General features: G+C 74.9%; 11 protein-coding genes. 5 read left to right on the plus strand and 6 right to left on the minus strand.

From position 1 onward, the window contains the following. Nucleotides 1-75 precede the first annotated feature (75 nt). Nucleotides 76-1,332: a S1C family serine protease gene (locus LQU92_RS03485; RefSeq protein WP_230661056.1), complete on the plus strand. Its 1,257-nt coding sequence runs from the start codon at nt 76-78 to the stop codon at nt 1,330-1,332. A gap of 7 nt (nt 1,333-1,339) precedes the next feature. Here the strand turns inward: LQU92_RS03485 and LQU92_RS03490 are convergent, their stop codons facing one another. Beyond that, nucleotides 1,340-2,605, minus strand: coding sequence for a saccharopine dehydrogenase NADP-binding domain-containing protein (locus tag LQU92_RS03490; RefSeq protein WP_230661072.1), 1,266 nt, complete (start codon nt 2,603-2,605; stop codon nt 1,340-1,342). 119 nt (nt 2,606-2,724) lie between these two features. Here LQU92_RS03490 and LQU92_RS03495 point away from each other — a divergent pair, with 119 nt between their 5' ends. After that, nucleotides 2,725-3,594, plus strand: a complete 870-nt coding sequence (locus LQU92_RS03495) for a tryptophan-rich sensory protein (protein ID WP_230661074.1) — start codon at nt 2,725-2,727, stop codon at nt 3,592-3,594. Nucleotides 3,595-3,795: 201 nt separating this feature from the next. On the opposite strand, the gene LQU92_RS03500 is transcribed toward LQU92_RS03495, so the two are convergent. Then, nucleotides 3,796-5,796 (minus strand): glycoside hydrolase family 15 protein, encoded by a 2,001-nt coding sequence (locus LQU92_RS03500; protein WP_230661076.1) that lies wholly within the window; start codon nt 5,794-5,796, stop codon nt 3,796-3,798. A gap of 134 nt (nt 5,797-5,930) precedes the next feature. Between LQU92_RS03500 and LQU92_RS03505 the strand changes: the two genes are divergently transcribed. Beyond that, nucleotides 5,931-7,298, plus strand: coding sequence for a glucose-6-phosphate dehydrogenase (locus LQU92_RS03505; RefSeq protein ID WP_230661079.1), 1,368 nt, complete (start codon nt 5,931-5,933; stop codon nt 7,296-7,298). A gap of 233 nt (nt 7,299-7,531) precedes the next feature. On the opposite strand, the gene LQU92_RS03510 is transcribed toward LQU92_RS03505, so the two are convergent. After that, entirely contained in the window at nt 7,532-8,443 is a 912-nt protein-coding gene (locus LQU92_RS03510) for a PIG-L deacetylase family protein (protein ID WP_230661082.1), read from the minus strand. Between the two features lie 424 nt (nt 8,444-8,867). Here LQU92_RS03510 and LQU92_RS03515 point away from each other — a divergent pair, with 424 nt between their 5' ends. Then, the gene (locus tag LQU92_RS03515) at nt 8,868-9,089 is read left to right on the plus strand and encodes a hypothetical protein (RefSeq protein WP_058857507.1); all 222 of its coding nucleotides are present in this window, start codon (nt 8,868-8,870) and stop codon (nt 9,087-9,089) included. 106 nt (nt 9,090-9,195) lie between these two features. Here the strand turns inward: LQU92_RS03515 and LQU92_RS03520 are convergent, their stop codons facing one another. Then, nucleotides 9,196-10,695 (minus strand): FAD-dependent oxidoreductase, encoded by a 1,500-nt coding sequence (locus LQU92_RS03520; protein WP_230661084.1) that lies wholly within the window; start codon nt 10,693-10,695, stop codon nt 9,196-9,198. A 186-nt stretch (nt 10,696-10,881) separates the two neighbouring features. Between LQU92_RS03520 and LQU92_RS03525 the strand changes: the two genes are divergently transcribed. Next, nucleotides 10,882-11,949 carry a spore photoproduct lyase family protein gene (locus tag LQU92_RS03525; RefSeq protein WP_230661087.1) on the plus strand — a complete coding sequence of 356 codons (1,068 nt, stop codon included), beginning with the start codon at nt 10,882-10,884 and terminating at the stop codon, nt 11,947-11,949. 38 nt (nt 11,950-11,987) lie between these two features. On the opposite strand, the gene LQU92_RS03530 is transcribed toward LQU92_RS03525, so the two are convergent. Beyond that, the gene (locus LQU92_RS03530; RefSeq protein WP_230661090.1) at nt 11,988-12,338 is read right to left on the minus strand and encodes a cupin; all 351 of its coding nucleotides are present in this window, start codon (nt 12,336-12,338) and stop codon (nt 11,988-11,990) included. A 170-nt stretch (nt 12,339-12,508) separates the two neighbouring features. After that, nucleotides 12,509-13,027, minus strand: coding sequence for a methylated-DNA--[protein]-cysteine S-methyltransferase (locus LQU92_RS03535; RefSeq protein WP_058857511.1), 519 nt, complete (start codon nt 13,025-13,027; stop codon nt 12,509-12,511).

A 13,027-nucleotide genomic window follows, 5' to 3' on the forward strand; every position in this document is an offset into this window, starting at 1 on the left:
ACGTGACAGCACAGCGCAGGGCCGGTCCGCCGTCGGCGAGGTGCCGATCCTCGGGCCGTCCGGAAGGGGATCGTCATGGACGCGCCACGCAGACCTGCCGCCGTCGCCCTGGCGGCCACCGCCGTGCTCGCCCTCTCGGGGTGCATCACGGTCGATCCGGATCCCGGGGAGAACGATGCCCCGCCGGTGACACAGGCGCCGCCGCCCGCCCCGGCCGGGCCCGGTCCGGACCCCTCGCCGGTCCAGGTCTCTCCGCAGCCGCCGTCCGTCCCGCCGACACTGCCCGGGACGTGGCCCGTCACCCTCGAGACCGTCGGGACAGGTGTCATCCCTATCTCCACGACCACTTGCGACGGCGCGAGCGCCGGCAGCGGCTTCCTGGTCGACGACACCCTCATCGCCACTGCGGCGCACGTGGTCGCCGACGCCGTCTCGGTGCAGGTGGGCCCGGCGGGGGCAGTGCGTGAGGCAGAGGTGGTGGGCTACAGCGAGGAGGCCGACCTGGCCCTCCTGCGCATCGAGGAGCCGGTGACAGGCCACGTCTTCACCTGGACCGCGGAGCCACCCCGCCTGGGGCAGGAGGTCTCCGCCCTGGGCTATCCGCTCTCGGGCGGGTTCAGCGCCGCTCTCGGCGTGGTCAGCAGCCTGGATCCCCGGGTCGAGAGTTTCAGCGACACCGCCCGCTACGTCCAGACGGACGCGGCGGTGAATCCGGGCAACAGCGGCGGCCCGCTGGTCTCGGTGGAGGGCGACGTGGTCGGTGTCGTCTTCGCCAAGATGTCGATGGTCGACGAGTACACGCCGGCGGAGGGCACGAGCTATGCCCTCTCCGCCGAGGACGCCCGGCCGATGATCGACCAGTGGGCGGCCTCGCCGCGACCGGTGCCGCCGGTGGAGTGCCCGGTGGAGCCCGGCGTTCCCGCACCCTCGACCGACGTCTCCATCGATGTGACCGTCGCCTCGGGCCATCCCTACGCCCCCGAGGTCGCCCAGTCACTGGCGGCTCACGGCTACGCCATCAACACCAGCCAGTACGACGCCGCGTTCAGCCTGTTCACGCCCCGGATGCAGGAGGAGATGGAAGGGGTGGAGGTGTGGCGCCAAGGTCTGCTCACCACCTACTGGCGGGAACTGACGGTGCTCGACCTCACCGGCGGAGGCGGCACGCTCGAGGCGCAGACGCTGGTGCGCACCGAGCAGTCCGAGGCCGACGGCCCCGAGGGGCAGACCTGCTCCGTCTGGGCCCTCGACTACACCATGGTCCGGGACGAGCAGCGCGGGATCTGGCTCATCGACGACGTCGCCCTCCGGGAGGACCCCCGGTCCTGTTGAGGTGGGTTCAGCCCACGGTGATGCGCACCCGCGCCGGGCGCAGGGCCTCGAGGTCGCCGTCGAGGGCGAGCGCGGGCGTGGTCGAGCCGCGGGCCGGCGCGGGCACCCCGCGCAGCGCCAGCCGCAGGGCCAGCTCGACGGTCAGCCAGGGGGTCGTGCCGTAGCCGGGGTTGCCCTCGGCCTCGAGCACCCCGGCGAAGGCCGAGCCCTCGTGCGTGGTGAAGCTCCCGCGGGTCCGCCAGGACCAGCCGGTGAGCACGTCGCCCTCCGGGCCGGTGCCCGCCGCCGGCAGGACCCGCTCCAGGACCGCGGCCAGACGCTCCCGCACCGGGTGCGGCAGCCGCACGGCCAGGCCGGTGAGCGCCTGGCCCGCCGCGGACGCGTGCGCGGCGGCCCGCCGGAGGAGCCCTGCCGCCCCGCCGGCGGGGCCGAGGTCGACGGCCTCCCGGAACAGCAGCGGGTGCGCGGCGGCCCCCGGGACCGGGCTGAGCGCCTGGGTGCGGTGCACCACCGGCGGGTTGATCGCCGCGAGCGGGCTCATCGGCGCGAGCACCCGCCCTCCGGCCGTGCGGGCCCGCAGCCGCAGCGGGCTGGTGCGGCGCACGGCTCCCGCGAGGGGGCCGGGGGTGCGGGCGGCGGGGTCGTCGAGCCGCACGGGGTCCCGGTCGCGCAGGATCTCGACGAGGCTGCGCAGCGTTCCGCCGGAGACCGCGTCCGAGAACCCGGCCCCGGACGGGGTGCGCACCGAGGTGACGAGGTCGGCGCTGCGCAGCACCTCCCCGCGGGCGGCGGCGTGGCGGCGGGCGGCGTCCACCAGGACGTCGGCGGGCAGCGCCTCGAAGCCGGCGGTGTGCACGAGCGCGATCCCGGCGGCGCGGGCGGGCTCGTGCAGGTCGCGGTCGGTGCGCCGGGCCAGCGCGGTCTCCCCGGTGAGGTCGAGGTAGGAGACGCCCTCGGCCACGCACGCGGCGAGCACGGGCGGGGCGAGGCGGGTGTAGGGCCCGGCGAGGTCCACGACCACGTCGGCCCGGTGCACGAACGCCCGCAGGGAGGCGTCGTCGGCGATGTCCGTGCGCAGGATCTCCGGCTCGGGCAGGCCGCGCCGCGCGCACAGCGCCTGCACCGCGCCGGGGTCCCGGGCGCCGACGACGACGCCCGCCCCCTCCGCCGCGGCCCGCTCGACGAGGTGGGCCAGCGCCGTGCGCCCGGTGATGCCGGTGGCGCCCAGCAGGCCCACCACCGGCCGGTCGTTGCCGCTGCGGTTGTCGTCCATCCGCCCACTCTAGGTCCGGGCCGAGGGGCGTGACAGGCTGGTGGAGGGCGGCGCGGCAGGCACCCGCCGCCCGCTCCGCCCGCCGTACCGCACCGATCCCCGCACCGAAAGGCCGTCCGATGAGCGCCACCCCCTCCCCCGCCCGACCGCAGGACCCGGAGGTCCGGGACCGGCCCACCGGCGCCGACCGCGCCCGCCAGGTGGTGGTGACTCTCAGCGAGATTGCCTGCGTGCTCGGCACCCTCGTGGGCATCGGGATCTTCGGCACCCGGGTCGAGGAGTCCTCCGGCGGCGACCTGGCCGCGGACGCGACCCTGCTCGCCCCGGCCGGACCGGCCTTCTCCATCTGGTCGGTGATCTACCTGGGCCTGGCCGCGTACACCGTCCGGCAGTGGCTGCCCTCCCGCGCCACGGACCCGAGGCTCCGGGCCACGGGCTGGCTCGCGGCCGCCTCGATGCTGCTCAACGCCGGCTGGCTGCTGGTCACCCAGCAGGGGTGGATCTGGGCCAGCGTCGTGGTGATCGTGGCGCTCGTGCTGGTGCTGGGACTGCTCGTGGACCGGCTCCAGCGAGTGCCCGGCCGGGACGGGGCCGCCGATCGGATCGTCGTGGACTGCACCTTCGGGCTGTACCTGGGCTGGGTCGCCGTGGCGACGGCGGCCAACGTCGCCGCCGCCCTCGTCTCCTCCGGCGTGCCGCAGGAGGGACGGGGCGCGGAGTGGATCGGCGTCGTCGTCGTGCTCGTGCTCGCCGCGGTGGTCGCCGCGGTCCAGGCGCGGGTCGGCGGCCGCTGGGCCGTGGCCGCCGCCTCGGCGTGGGGGCTGTCGTGGATCGCCGTGGGACGGGCCCTCGACGAGCCGTCCTCGATGCTCGTGGCCGGCGCCGCCACCGTGGCGGCCCTGCTCGTGGTCGCGGCGACCGCTGTGCTGCGCCGCCGCGCGCAGCGGCCCGGGACGCGGCAGGTCCCGGCGGGCTCGCGCGGCGCCTGACCGGCCACCCCGGCCGGCGGCGGGCCGGCCCACCCGGGACGCGGTCCGGCAGCGCTCCGGCCCCACCCGGAACGCGGTCCCGCAGCGCTCCGGCCCCACCCGGAACGCGGTCCCGCGGCGCTCCGGCCCCACCCGGAACGCGGTCCCGCGGCGCCGGGGGCCTCGCTCCCGGCGCCGCCGGAGGTGCCGGCTGCGCCGCCGCTACAGCTCCAGGCGCTGCTCGGTGTCCTCGCCGGCGCGCTCGCGGACCACGGCGTCGACGGCCCGGATGAAGCCCAGGTGGCTGAAGGCCTGCGGGAAGTTCCCGGCGAGGCGGCCGGTGGCCGGGTCGTACTCCTCGGCGAAGAGCCCGAGGTCGTTGGCGCAGCCGACCAGCCGCTCGAGCAGGGCCTCGGCGTCGTCGACCCGCCCGCTGCGGGCGTACTGCTCCACGAGCCAGAAGGAGCAGATCAGGAACGGGTACTCCCCGCCCGCGAGCCCGTCCAGCCCGGAGGCCGTGCGGTAGCGGTGCAGCAGGCCGCCGGGGCCCTGCAGGTCCTGCTCGATCCGCGCGACCGTGCCGAGCATCCGCGGGTCGTCGTAGGCCACGAAGCCGGTGTGCGGCAGCTGCAGCAGGGAGGCGTCGACCTCCGTGCTGCCGTAGGTCTGGGTGAAGGAGTTCAGCTCCTCGTCGAAGCCGTGGGCCATGATCTCCTCGCACAGCCGGTCGCGCAGGGCCCGCCAGTGCCCGGCCGGGCCGCTCAGCCCGTGCTCCTCCACGGCGCGCACGCCCTGGTCGAAGGCCGCCCACATCATGGCGCGGCCGTGCACGAAGTACGCCGGGTCCCCGCGCATCTCCCAGATCCCGTGGTCCTTGTGGTCGAGGTGGTGCTCGCAGAAGCGCAGCAGGTTCTTCTGCAGCCCCCACGAGTGCCGGTCCTCGGCGACCCCGGCGTCCCGCAGCGCGGCCAGGGCGATCATCACCTCGCCCGCGACGTCCGCCTGGTACTGGTCCACGGCGCCGTTGCCGATCCGCACCGGCCGGGACCCCTCGTAGCCGCCCAGGTGGTCGAGCTCCCGCTCCGGCAGGTGCCGCTCCCCGGCCACGCCGTACATGATCTTCAGGTCACGCCAGTCCGCGGCGACCGCCCGCAGCAGCCAGTTGCGCCAGTGCAGGGCGCCGTCCGTGAAGTCGTGGGCGACGAGCACCTCGATCGTCAGGGCGGCGTCCCGCAGCCAGGTGTAGCGGTAGTCCCAGTTGCGCGAGCCCCCGAACTCCTCGGGCAGGGACGTGGTCGGGGCCGCCACGATCCCGCCGGTGCCGCGGTGGGTCAGGGCCCGCAGCACGAGCAGCGAGCGCAGCACGTCCTGCTCGTGGGGCCGGTGCGTGGAGACGTGGGAGGACCAGTCGGCCCAGAACGCCACGGCCAGGTCCAGGGCCTTCGCCGGGTCCACGGGCACGGGCACGTCGTGCTGCGACTCGTGCCACGTGAGCACCCAGTCCGCCGACTCCCCGGCGACGAGCCGGAAGCGGCCGCCGAAGCGGTCGGCCACGGCGCCCTCGTAGTCGTCGGGCCGCCCCGCGTCGTTCCCGTCGCCGGGGCGCTGCTCCTCCGCCTCACGGCTCATCCCCGGCGCTGCGTTCCCGGCATCGAGGGGCGCCCCGGCCGCGGCCCCCGGGCGCGCGGGCAGGGCCTCGGGCACCGCGTGCAGCATCGGACCGGTCAGCAGCAGGGCGTCCGGCCCGGCGACGGCCAGCAGCCCGCACGCCTCGCAGCCGGGCAGGTCCACGCGCCGGGTCCAGGCGCGGGCCCGGCCGTAGTCGAAGCGGATCCGCAGGTCGTGCTCGACCTCCACCTCCCCGCTCACGCACTCGACGCGGCGGACGAGGTCGGCGTGGTCGGGGTGGTCCTCGGGCCCGCTCGGGGGGAGGAAGTCGGTGACGACCACGGTGCCGGTGGGGGTGCGCCAGGTGGTCTCGAGCACGAAGGTGCGCGGCAGGTACCGGCGGGAGACCACCTCGCCGTCGACGGCCGAGAGCTTCCAGCACCCGTCCTCGGGGGCGCCCAGCAGGGCGGCGAAGACCGAGGGGGAGTCGAAGCGCGGGAAGCACAGCCAGTCGACGCTGCCCTCGCGCGAGACCAGCGGGCCGGTGTGCAGGTCCGACAGCAGCGCGTAGTCCTCCAGGGGAACGGACTCGGACTCGGGGTGATCGGCGCTCATGGGGCCATTCAATCAGCCGGCGAGGCATCCTCGGCCGGCCCGCGCGCGCCGCCCGCCCGACACGGCGGAGGCCTCTTCCCGCCCGCGGGCGGGGATGCACCGGCCCCGGCCCGGCACCGCGATAGCGTGCAGGCATGGACAGCATCAGGACCCTCGTCATCCTCGGCGCCAGCGGCGACCTCACCTCGCGGCTGCTCCTGCCCGGGCTGGGCACGCTGCTGAGCACGTTCCCCGAGCGGCGGGTCGAGGTCGTGGGCACCGCCCGCGACGACGCCCCGGAGTGGCCGGGGACCGTCGCCGGGGCCTTCGCCTCCGTGGGTGCCGAGGGACCCGCCGTCGAGCACGCCCGGGAGACCGCGCGCTGGGTGCGGTGCGACGTCACCGACGCGTCCGACCTGCGCGCCCTGCTCGACGACGTGGCCGGCCCCGTCTGCCTCTACTTCGCCCTGCCCCCCGCCGTCACGGCGGCGGCGTGCGAGGTCATGGCCGGGCTGGACCTGCCGGAGGACCTCGTGCTCGCCCTCGAGAAGCCGGTCGGCACGGATCTCGCCTCGGCGCGCGAGCTGAACCGGCTCGTGGGCCGCCTCGTGCCCGAGGAGCGCACGTTCCGGGTGGACCACTTCCTCGGCATGCCCGCCGTGCTCGACCTCGTGGGGCTGCGCTTCGCCAACCGCATGCTGGAACCGCTGCTGAACCGCGAGCACGTCGAGTCCGTGGAGATCGTCTTCGACGAGACCCTGGGCCTCGAGGGCCGGGCGCAGTTCTACGACGCGACCGGGGCGCTGCGGGACATGGTGCAGTCCCACCTGCTGCAGGTCATGGCGCTGCTGCTGATGGAGCCGCCCGCGTCCTTCGACCAGGCCGAGATCCCCGTGCTCACCGGCCACGTCCTGCGCGCCACGAAGCCCTGGGGCGGGGACCCCGCGCTGACCGCCGTGCGGGGCCGCTACACCGCCGGGCACGTGGGCGGGAAGGACCTGCCGGACTACGCCGCGGAGGAGGGGGTGGACCCCGGGCGCGGCACCGAGACCTTCGCGCAGGTGACCCTGGAGGTGGACACCTGGCGGTGGAACGGGGTGCCCGTCACGCTGCGCTCCGGCAAGGCGATCGGCTCGCCCCGGCAGGAGGTCGTGGTCACCTTCCGCCGGCCCCCGCACGCCTACGCCCAGTTCCCCCACGGGGGCGGGGTCGCCCCGAACGTGCTGCGCCTGGGCCTGGAGGAGGAGCGCCTGGGCCTGGAGCTCAACGTGGGCGGGCCCTTCGACTCCCGCGGCATGTCCCGGCTGACCCTGTCCTCCGGGACCGCGGAGCCGGGGCTGAGCGCCTACGGCAGCGTGCTGCGCGGGGTGCTCGACGGCGACCCCGCGTTCAGCGTCCGCGGGGACGCCGCTGAGCAGGGGTGGCGGATCGTCGAGGAGGTGCTCGCGGCGTTCGACGACGGGCGCGTACCGCTGCAGGAGTACCCCGCCGGCAGCGACGGGCCGGTTCGCGGCGGCGCCTGAGCCGGCAGGACACCGGAGCCCGGCGACCGCGGTGCGGCGCCGCAGCGGCCCTCCGGTCCCGGAACGGCCGCGGCCCTCCCGTCGTGGCCGGAGGACCGGCCGGCGCCGCTCCGCGAGCGGCCTCGGGAGCCCGGCCCCGCCACCCGGCGCCGCTCCGGGAGCTGCTTCGGGCGGCGGGGCCGGGTGCCGGACCGTCGTCGTCCCGGCGCCCGGCCCCGCCGGGAGGGCCCCGGTCAGAGGTCGCCGATGGCCGAGCCCAGCAGCCGCACGGACTCGAAGGCCTCGGCGTTGGAGTTCTTCGCCTGCGCCCCGCGGAAGGCCGCCATCCCGCGCACGCGGCCCGGGGTCATGTAGGACTTGCCGGCCTGGTTGCGGTGGGAGAGCACGGCCTCGACCTTCACGTCGACGTAGCCGTTGATGTCCACGAACACCGACGGGTCGAAGTCACGGGTCACCGAGGGCGACTCGAAGCACAGGATCGAGTGGTGGGCCCGGGCGGCGCGCAGGGTCGCCTGGTGCACCGCGTAGTGGTCCTGGTGCTGGTCGTGGGCGGAGTGCGTGAAGATCACGTCCGGGCCGAAGTCCTTGATCGCGGTCTCGATCGCCCGGACCATCTCGTTGCTGACGGTCTCGAGCTGCGTGTCCGGGAAGTCGTGGACGCGCAGGGCGCTCAGGCCCAGGAACGCCGCCCCGTGGCGGGCCTCGTCCGGGCGCACCCCGGCGTTGCCGCCCACCTCGCCCGAGCTCATCACGAGCCCGCGCACCTCGTGGCCGGTGTCGACCAGCTTCGCCAGCGTGCCCCCGCAGGCCAGCTCGAGGTCGTCCGGGTGCGCGCCCACGGCCAGGACCTTGCGCCGCTGGGTGACGTCGCGGGCCGGGATGCGGCGCTCGGCGATCACCGCGGCCAGCACGGCGGTGGCCAGCAGGGTGGCTGCGGCGATGATGTCGCAGAGCAGCACGTTCTCCGGCATCGCGACGACGCACCAGACGTTCAGCGCCAGCAGCACCGAGAAGACGGCGGCGATGCCGTTGCGCACCGCTCGCATGGTGCGGATCCCCCGGGCGTGCCGGAGATAGGTGCCCTTCGACAGGACGTAGGCGAGCACGGCGGCGCTGAGCGCAGCGCCGACGACGGATGGCAGCATGGTTTCCCCCCAGAAATCTTCGCTCGCCCGGCCACACCGTGACCGGGCCCCGGCGCGCCGGCCCCCCGGTCGGTGCTGCGCCGTCCCGATGCCGCCGGCCCCCTGCCGGCGTGTCGGGTTCCGATCAGTTTGCATGAGAGAACACGTTTTTGCATCGGCGAACGAGGGTTTCCGGCGACCCCAAATGGGCCCACACCGCAGCGACACACCGGCGGGGGTGACGGAGTTTCTGACGTCTCCCCAGGTCAGCGCGTGATTTGCGCTCGCGTCGACCCGGAAGGTGCACGGAGTCGTCAGTCTGCTTGTCAATGACGGGAGGGCATGTGAGACTGGGGCCACTCGTGCACGGCGCGGCTGCCGCGCCGGACCGCACGACCCCTGCCCCGCAAGGACGACAGCAGTTCCGACAGGAAAGAGGCACACCATGCTCAGCACGATCCAGAACCTCGGCATCCGCAGCGAGCACGCCTACGCGGCGGGCTTCGCCTCCATCGGCATCACCTTCGCGTCCTGGCTCGTCAGCCTGGGCCGGACCAAGAGCAAGGAGCAGGCCGACCGCACGGGCCTGTTCACCGGTGAGTGGGCCCCGACCTTCTTCGCCCTCGGCGTGGCCCTCAAGCTCGAGGAGACCTCCGGCAAGAAGTAGTCCGCTCCGGACCGCCCACGTGCGACGGCCCCCGCCCGATGGGCGGGGGCCGTCGCACGTCGTGCCGGCGGACCTGGCGGGCCGCGGGGGTCTGCTCCGGCGCGGCTCAGCCCTCGACGCGGCGCAGGTCGCGGACGGCGGGACCCTCCAGCAGGGCGCCGTCGGCGCCGAAGCGGGAGCCGTGCAGGGGGCAGTCCCAGGAGCGCTCGGCGTCGTTCCAGCGCAGGACGCCGCCGAGGTGGGTGCACACCCCGGAGACCTTGCACGTCACGCCGTCGACCGTCGAGACGGCCACGGGACGGCCGTGCTCGCGCCCCACCAGACCCTCCCCCTCCTCGGGGGTGCGTCCGGGGAGCTCGGCGAGCTCGGCCTTGAGCCAGTCCCTGGGCGCGTTGAAGCCCACGCCGGCGTTGACCTTGAGCGCGCTGAGCAGGTCCGCCGGCGTGGTGACGCGCCGCCCCAGGATCCGCGCCCACGGCACGCTCCCCCCGAGGATCTCCGCGGTGAGGGCCAGCGCGGCGGCGACGGCGTTGGACATCCCCCACTTGTTGTAGCCGGTGGCCAGATAGATGTTCCCGCCGCCGCGGGGCAGCGTGCCGATGAAGGGCACGAGGTTGACGGAGCGGTAGTCCTGCGCGGCCCACGCGTGGGTGCGCTCGGCGCCGGGGAACCAGCGGCGGGTCCACTGCTCGAGGTCGTCCAGCCGGGCCTGCTCCGACCCGCCGCGGCCGGTCACGTGGTCGTTGCCGCCCACGAGCAGCAGCTCCTCGTCCCCGACGGGCACGGTCCGCAGGGTGCGGCCGGGGCCGTCGGCACTGAGGTACATGCCCTGCGGGATCGTCGCCGGGGCGCCCGGGACGCGGTAGGTCATCGCGTAGGAGCGGTTCGGGGCGACCTTGGCGAAGTAGCCGCCGCGGTCGAGGACGGGGATGCCGGTGGCGAGCACCAGCCGGTCGGCCTCGACGGAGCCGTGGGAGGTGCGCACGGTCAGCGGCGAGCGCAGCCCGGCACCCGTGACCCGCACCCCCTCGACGAGGGTGCCGCCGCGCTCGCGCAGCTCCGCGGCGAGGGCCCCGAGGACCTCCATCGGGTGGAACTGCACCTGCTCGGGCAGGGACAGGGCGCCCTCGACGCCGAAGGGCAGCTCCGTCTCGTCGTTCCAGCTCACCGGCAGGTCCGCCGCCTGCGCGGCCTCGAGCTCGCGGCGCAGGGAGGCGGCGCCCTTCGTCGTCGTCGCGTAGGTCCACGCGGTCCGGTGCTGGAGGGGCACGCCGCGCTCGGTCAGGTAGCGCACGAGCCAGTCCCGGCCCTCGCGGTTGCCCTCGACGTAGGCGCGCAGCACGTCGTCGGACTGGTGCCGGCGGATCTGCGAGAGCGTGGTGCCCTGCAGCAGCGAGAGCTTCGCCGTGGTGTTGCCGGTGGTCACCGCCCCCACCGTGCGCGCCTCGAGGACGGCGACGCGCTGGCCGGCCCGCGCCAGCAGCACGGCCGTGGCCAGGCCGGTGAGGCCGGCGCCGGCGACCACGGTGTCGTAGCGGGCGCCGGGTTCGAGCGTCCCGGCCGGCGCGGAGGGGACCTGGTGGGTGTCGAGCCATACGGATCTCATGGGGCCATCCTCCCGGCCCCAGGGTGATCAGTCCACTGTTGATCCGGCAGGGATTCCGCGGGCGCCGGCCGGGTGAGCCGTTCCTGCGGGCGCCCCCTCGCGCTCGCCCACCTCCGTCACCGGTCCTTCCTGCGGACGACGACGGGGCCCGACCCGGTGTCGGAGGGTGCCCCTACGCTGGACCCCATGCCCTCCGACCCCTCGATGGTGGACATCACCCGCATCTACTACGAACCGGCGGCCGCCGAGCTCCCCCGCGGCCGCGAGGTGCTCGAGCGGTGGCCGGACGCGACCCTGGTGGAGGTGCCCAGCCACTGGCAGATCCCCGAGCTGCACGGCGACGAGGCCAACGTGCGGCGGTGGGTGCGGATCAAGCGCGAGGCGCTCGTGCTGGGGGTCAAGAAGTCCCTCGCCGCACGGCCCAACGGCCGCTCGGCCGACTTCATCGCCCCGTCCACCGCCAACGGCTGCGCCATGGCGTGCGCGTACTGCTACGTGCCGCGGCGCAAGGGCTACAGCAACCCCGTCACGGTCTTCGCGAACATCGAGCAGATCACCGGCTACCTCGACCGACACATCCGCCGGCAGGGGGCCAAGCAGGAGCCGAACCAGTGCGATCCCGCCGCGTGGGTCTACGACCTGGGCGAGAACAGCGACTGCTCCGTGGACGCGCTGCTGAGCGAGAACGTCCGCGACCTGGTCGAGCTCTTCCGCCGGCACCCGACCGCGAAGGCGTCCTTCGCGACCAAGTACGTCAACCGTCAGCTGCTGGACTGGGACCCGCAGGGCCGGACCCGCGTGCGGTTCTCCCTCATGCCGGCGCACCTGGCCAAGCTCACCGACATCCGCACCACGCCCGTCCCCGAGCGGATCACGGCGATCGACGACTTCGTGGCGGCGGGCTACGAGGTGCACGTGAACTTCTCCCCCGTCATCGTCACCGACACCTGGCTGCAGGACTGGGCGGAGCTCTTCGACCAGCTCGACGCCGCGCTGAGCCCCGCGGCCAAGGAGCAGCTGGCGGCGGAGGTCATCTTCCTGACGCACAACGCCCAGCTGCACGAGGTCAACGAGCAGTGGCACCCCCGCGCCGAGGAGGTGCTGTGGCGGCCCGACCTCCAGGAGACGAAGCGGTCCCAGAACGGCGCGCTGAACGTGCGCTACCGGTTCCGGGACAAGCAGCGCTACCTAGAGCAGTTCCTGGAACTGGTGCACCGGAAGCTGCCGTACTGCGAGGTGCGCTATGCCTTCTGATCCGCGGTTCCCCGATCCGCGGCCCTCCGGCCCGTGCCTCAGACCACCCGCGGGTTGGTGTCGCCCGGCAGCCCCGAGACCGTGGTCAGCAGGAAGACGGAGTCCTCGACGGCCTCGACGGTGTGCCGGGAGCCCGTGAGGGAGAGCAGCTCGCCCGGGGTGAGCTCCTCGGCGAGCTGTCCGCGCTTGAGCACCCGCACCCGGCCCCGCAGCAGCTGCAGGGTCGCGGCGGGCGGGGCCTCGTGCTCGGCGAGCTCCGTGCCGGCGCGCAGGGCCATCACGGTCTGGCGCAGGGGCCCGTCGTGCACCACCTGCTCGGCGCCGCGGCCGGCGGACGAGGTCAGGGCCTTCGCGAGCATGGTGCCGGCGACGTCGTGGAGGTCGGGCATCGCTCCTCCTGGAGGTGGATCGGGGCTGCGGTCGGGAACGGTCCTGCAGCCGGAAACGGTCCTGCGCTCAGTATCGGGAACGGGACCGCCGTCGGCAACGGACCGGCAGCCGGGCGCGGTCCCCGTGCCGCGTCAGGAGGATCGCGGGCCCCGCACGGCCGGGGCGTCCGTCACAGCAGGGCTCCTTCCAGCCGCAGCAGGAACTCCTTGCGGGCCATGCCGCCGGCGTAGCCGGTGAGCCGGCCACCAGCGCCCACCACGCGGTGGCACGGCACGAGCAGGCTCACCGGGTTGCGGCCGTTGGCGGCGCCCACGGCCTGTGCCGCGCGCGGAGCGCCGATCTCGCGGGCGATCCGGCCGTAGGTGGCCGTGGTGCCGTAGCCCACGCCGGCCAGCGCACGCCACACCCGCTGCTGGAACGGGGTGCCGTGGAGGACGACGTCGGCCTCGAACTCGGTCAGCCGTCCGGCGAAGTACTCGTCCAGCTGCGCCCGGACGTGCGGCAGGGCGTCGTCGTCGCGCGGGCCGAAGGAGGCGGGCACCGGACCCTGGCGGGCACCCTCGACGGAGAGGGCCGCGAGCGCGCCGTCCTCGTCGACCAGGGCGAGCGGGCCGATCGGGGAGTCCACGAGCGCGTGGCGGCGGCCGGTGGACGGAGCTCCGGTGCCGGGGCGCAGCGTCAGTCCCAT

Source organism: Kocuria sp. LUK (assembly GCF_021012935.1).
GTDB lineage: Bacteria > Actinomycetota > Actinomycetes > Actinomycetales > Micrococcaceae > Kocuria > Kocuria flava.

Excerpts from the sequence above, each read along its gene's own strand:
- LQU92_RS03525 (WP_230661087.1), top strand. The coding sequence starts at position 10,882 with ATGCCCTCCGACCCCTCGATGGTGGACATCACCCGCATCTACTACGAA.
- LQU92_RS03535 (WP_058857511.1), bottom strand. The coding sequence starts at position 13,027 with ATGGGACTGACGCTGCGCCCCGGCACCGGAGCTCCGTCCACCGGCCGC.
- LQU92_RS03485 (WP_230661056.1), top strand. The coding sequence starts at position 76 with ATGGACGCGCCACGCAGACCTGCCGCCGTCGCCCTGGCGGCCACCGCC.
- LQU92_RS03510 (WP_230661082.1), bottom strand. The coding sequence starts at position 8,443 with ATGCTGCCATCCGTCGTCGGCGCTGCGCTCAGCGCCGCCGTGCTCGCC.
- LQU92_RS03530 (WP_230661090.1), bottom strand. The coding sequence starts at position 12,338 with ATGCCCGACCTCCACGACGTCGCCGGCACCATGCTCGCGAAGGCCCTG.
- LQU92_RS03520 (WP_230661084.1), bottom strand. The coding sequence starts at position 10,695 with ATGAGATCCGTATGGCTCGACACCCACCAGGTCCCCTCCGCGCCGGCC.
- LQU92_RS03495 (WP_230661074.1), top strand. The coding sequence starts at position 2,725 with ATGAGCGCCACCCCCTCCCCCGCCCGACCGCAGGACCCGGAGGTCCGG.
- LQU92_RS03500 (WP_230661076.1), bottom strand. The coding sequence starts at position 5,796 with ATGAGCGCCGATCACCCCGAGTCCGAGTCCGTTCCCCTGGAGGACTAC.
- LQU92_RS03515 (WP_058857507.1), top strand. The coding sequence starts at position 8,868 with ATGCTCAGCACGATCCAGAACCTCGGCATCCGCAGCGAGCACGCCTAC.
- LQU92_RS03490 (WP_230661072.1), bottom strand. The coding sequence starts at position 2,605 with ATGGACGACAACCGCAGCGGCAACGACCGGCCGGTGGTGGGCCTGCTG.
- LQU92_RS03505 (WP_230661079.1), top strand. The coding sequence starts at position 5,931 with ATGGACAGCATCAGGACCCTCGTCATCCTCGGCGCCAGCGGCGACCTC.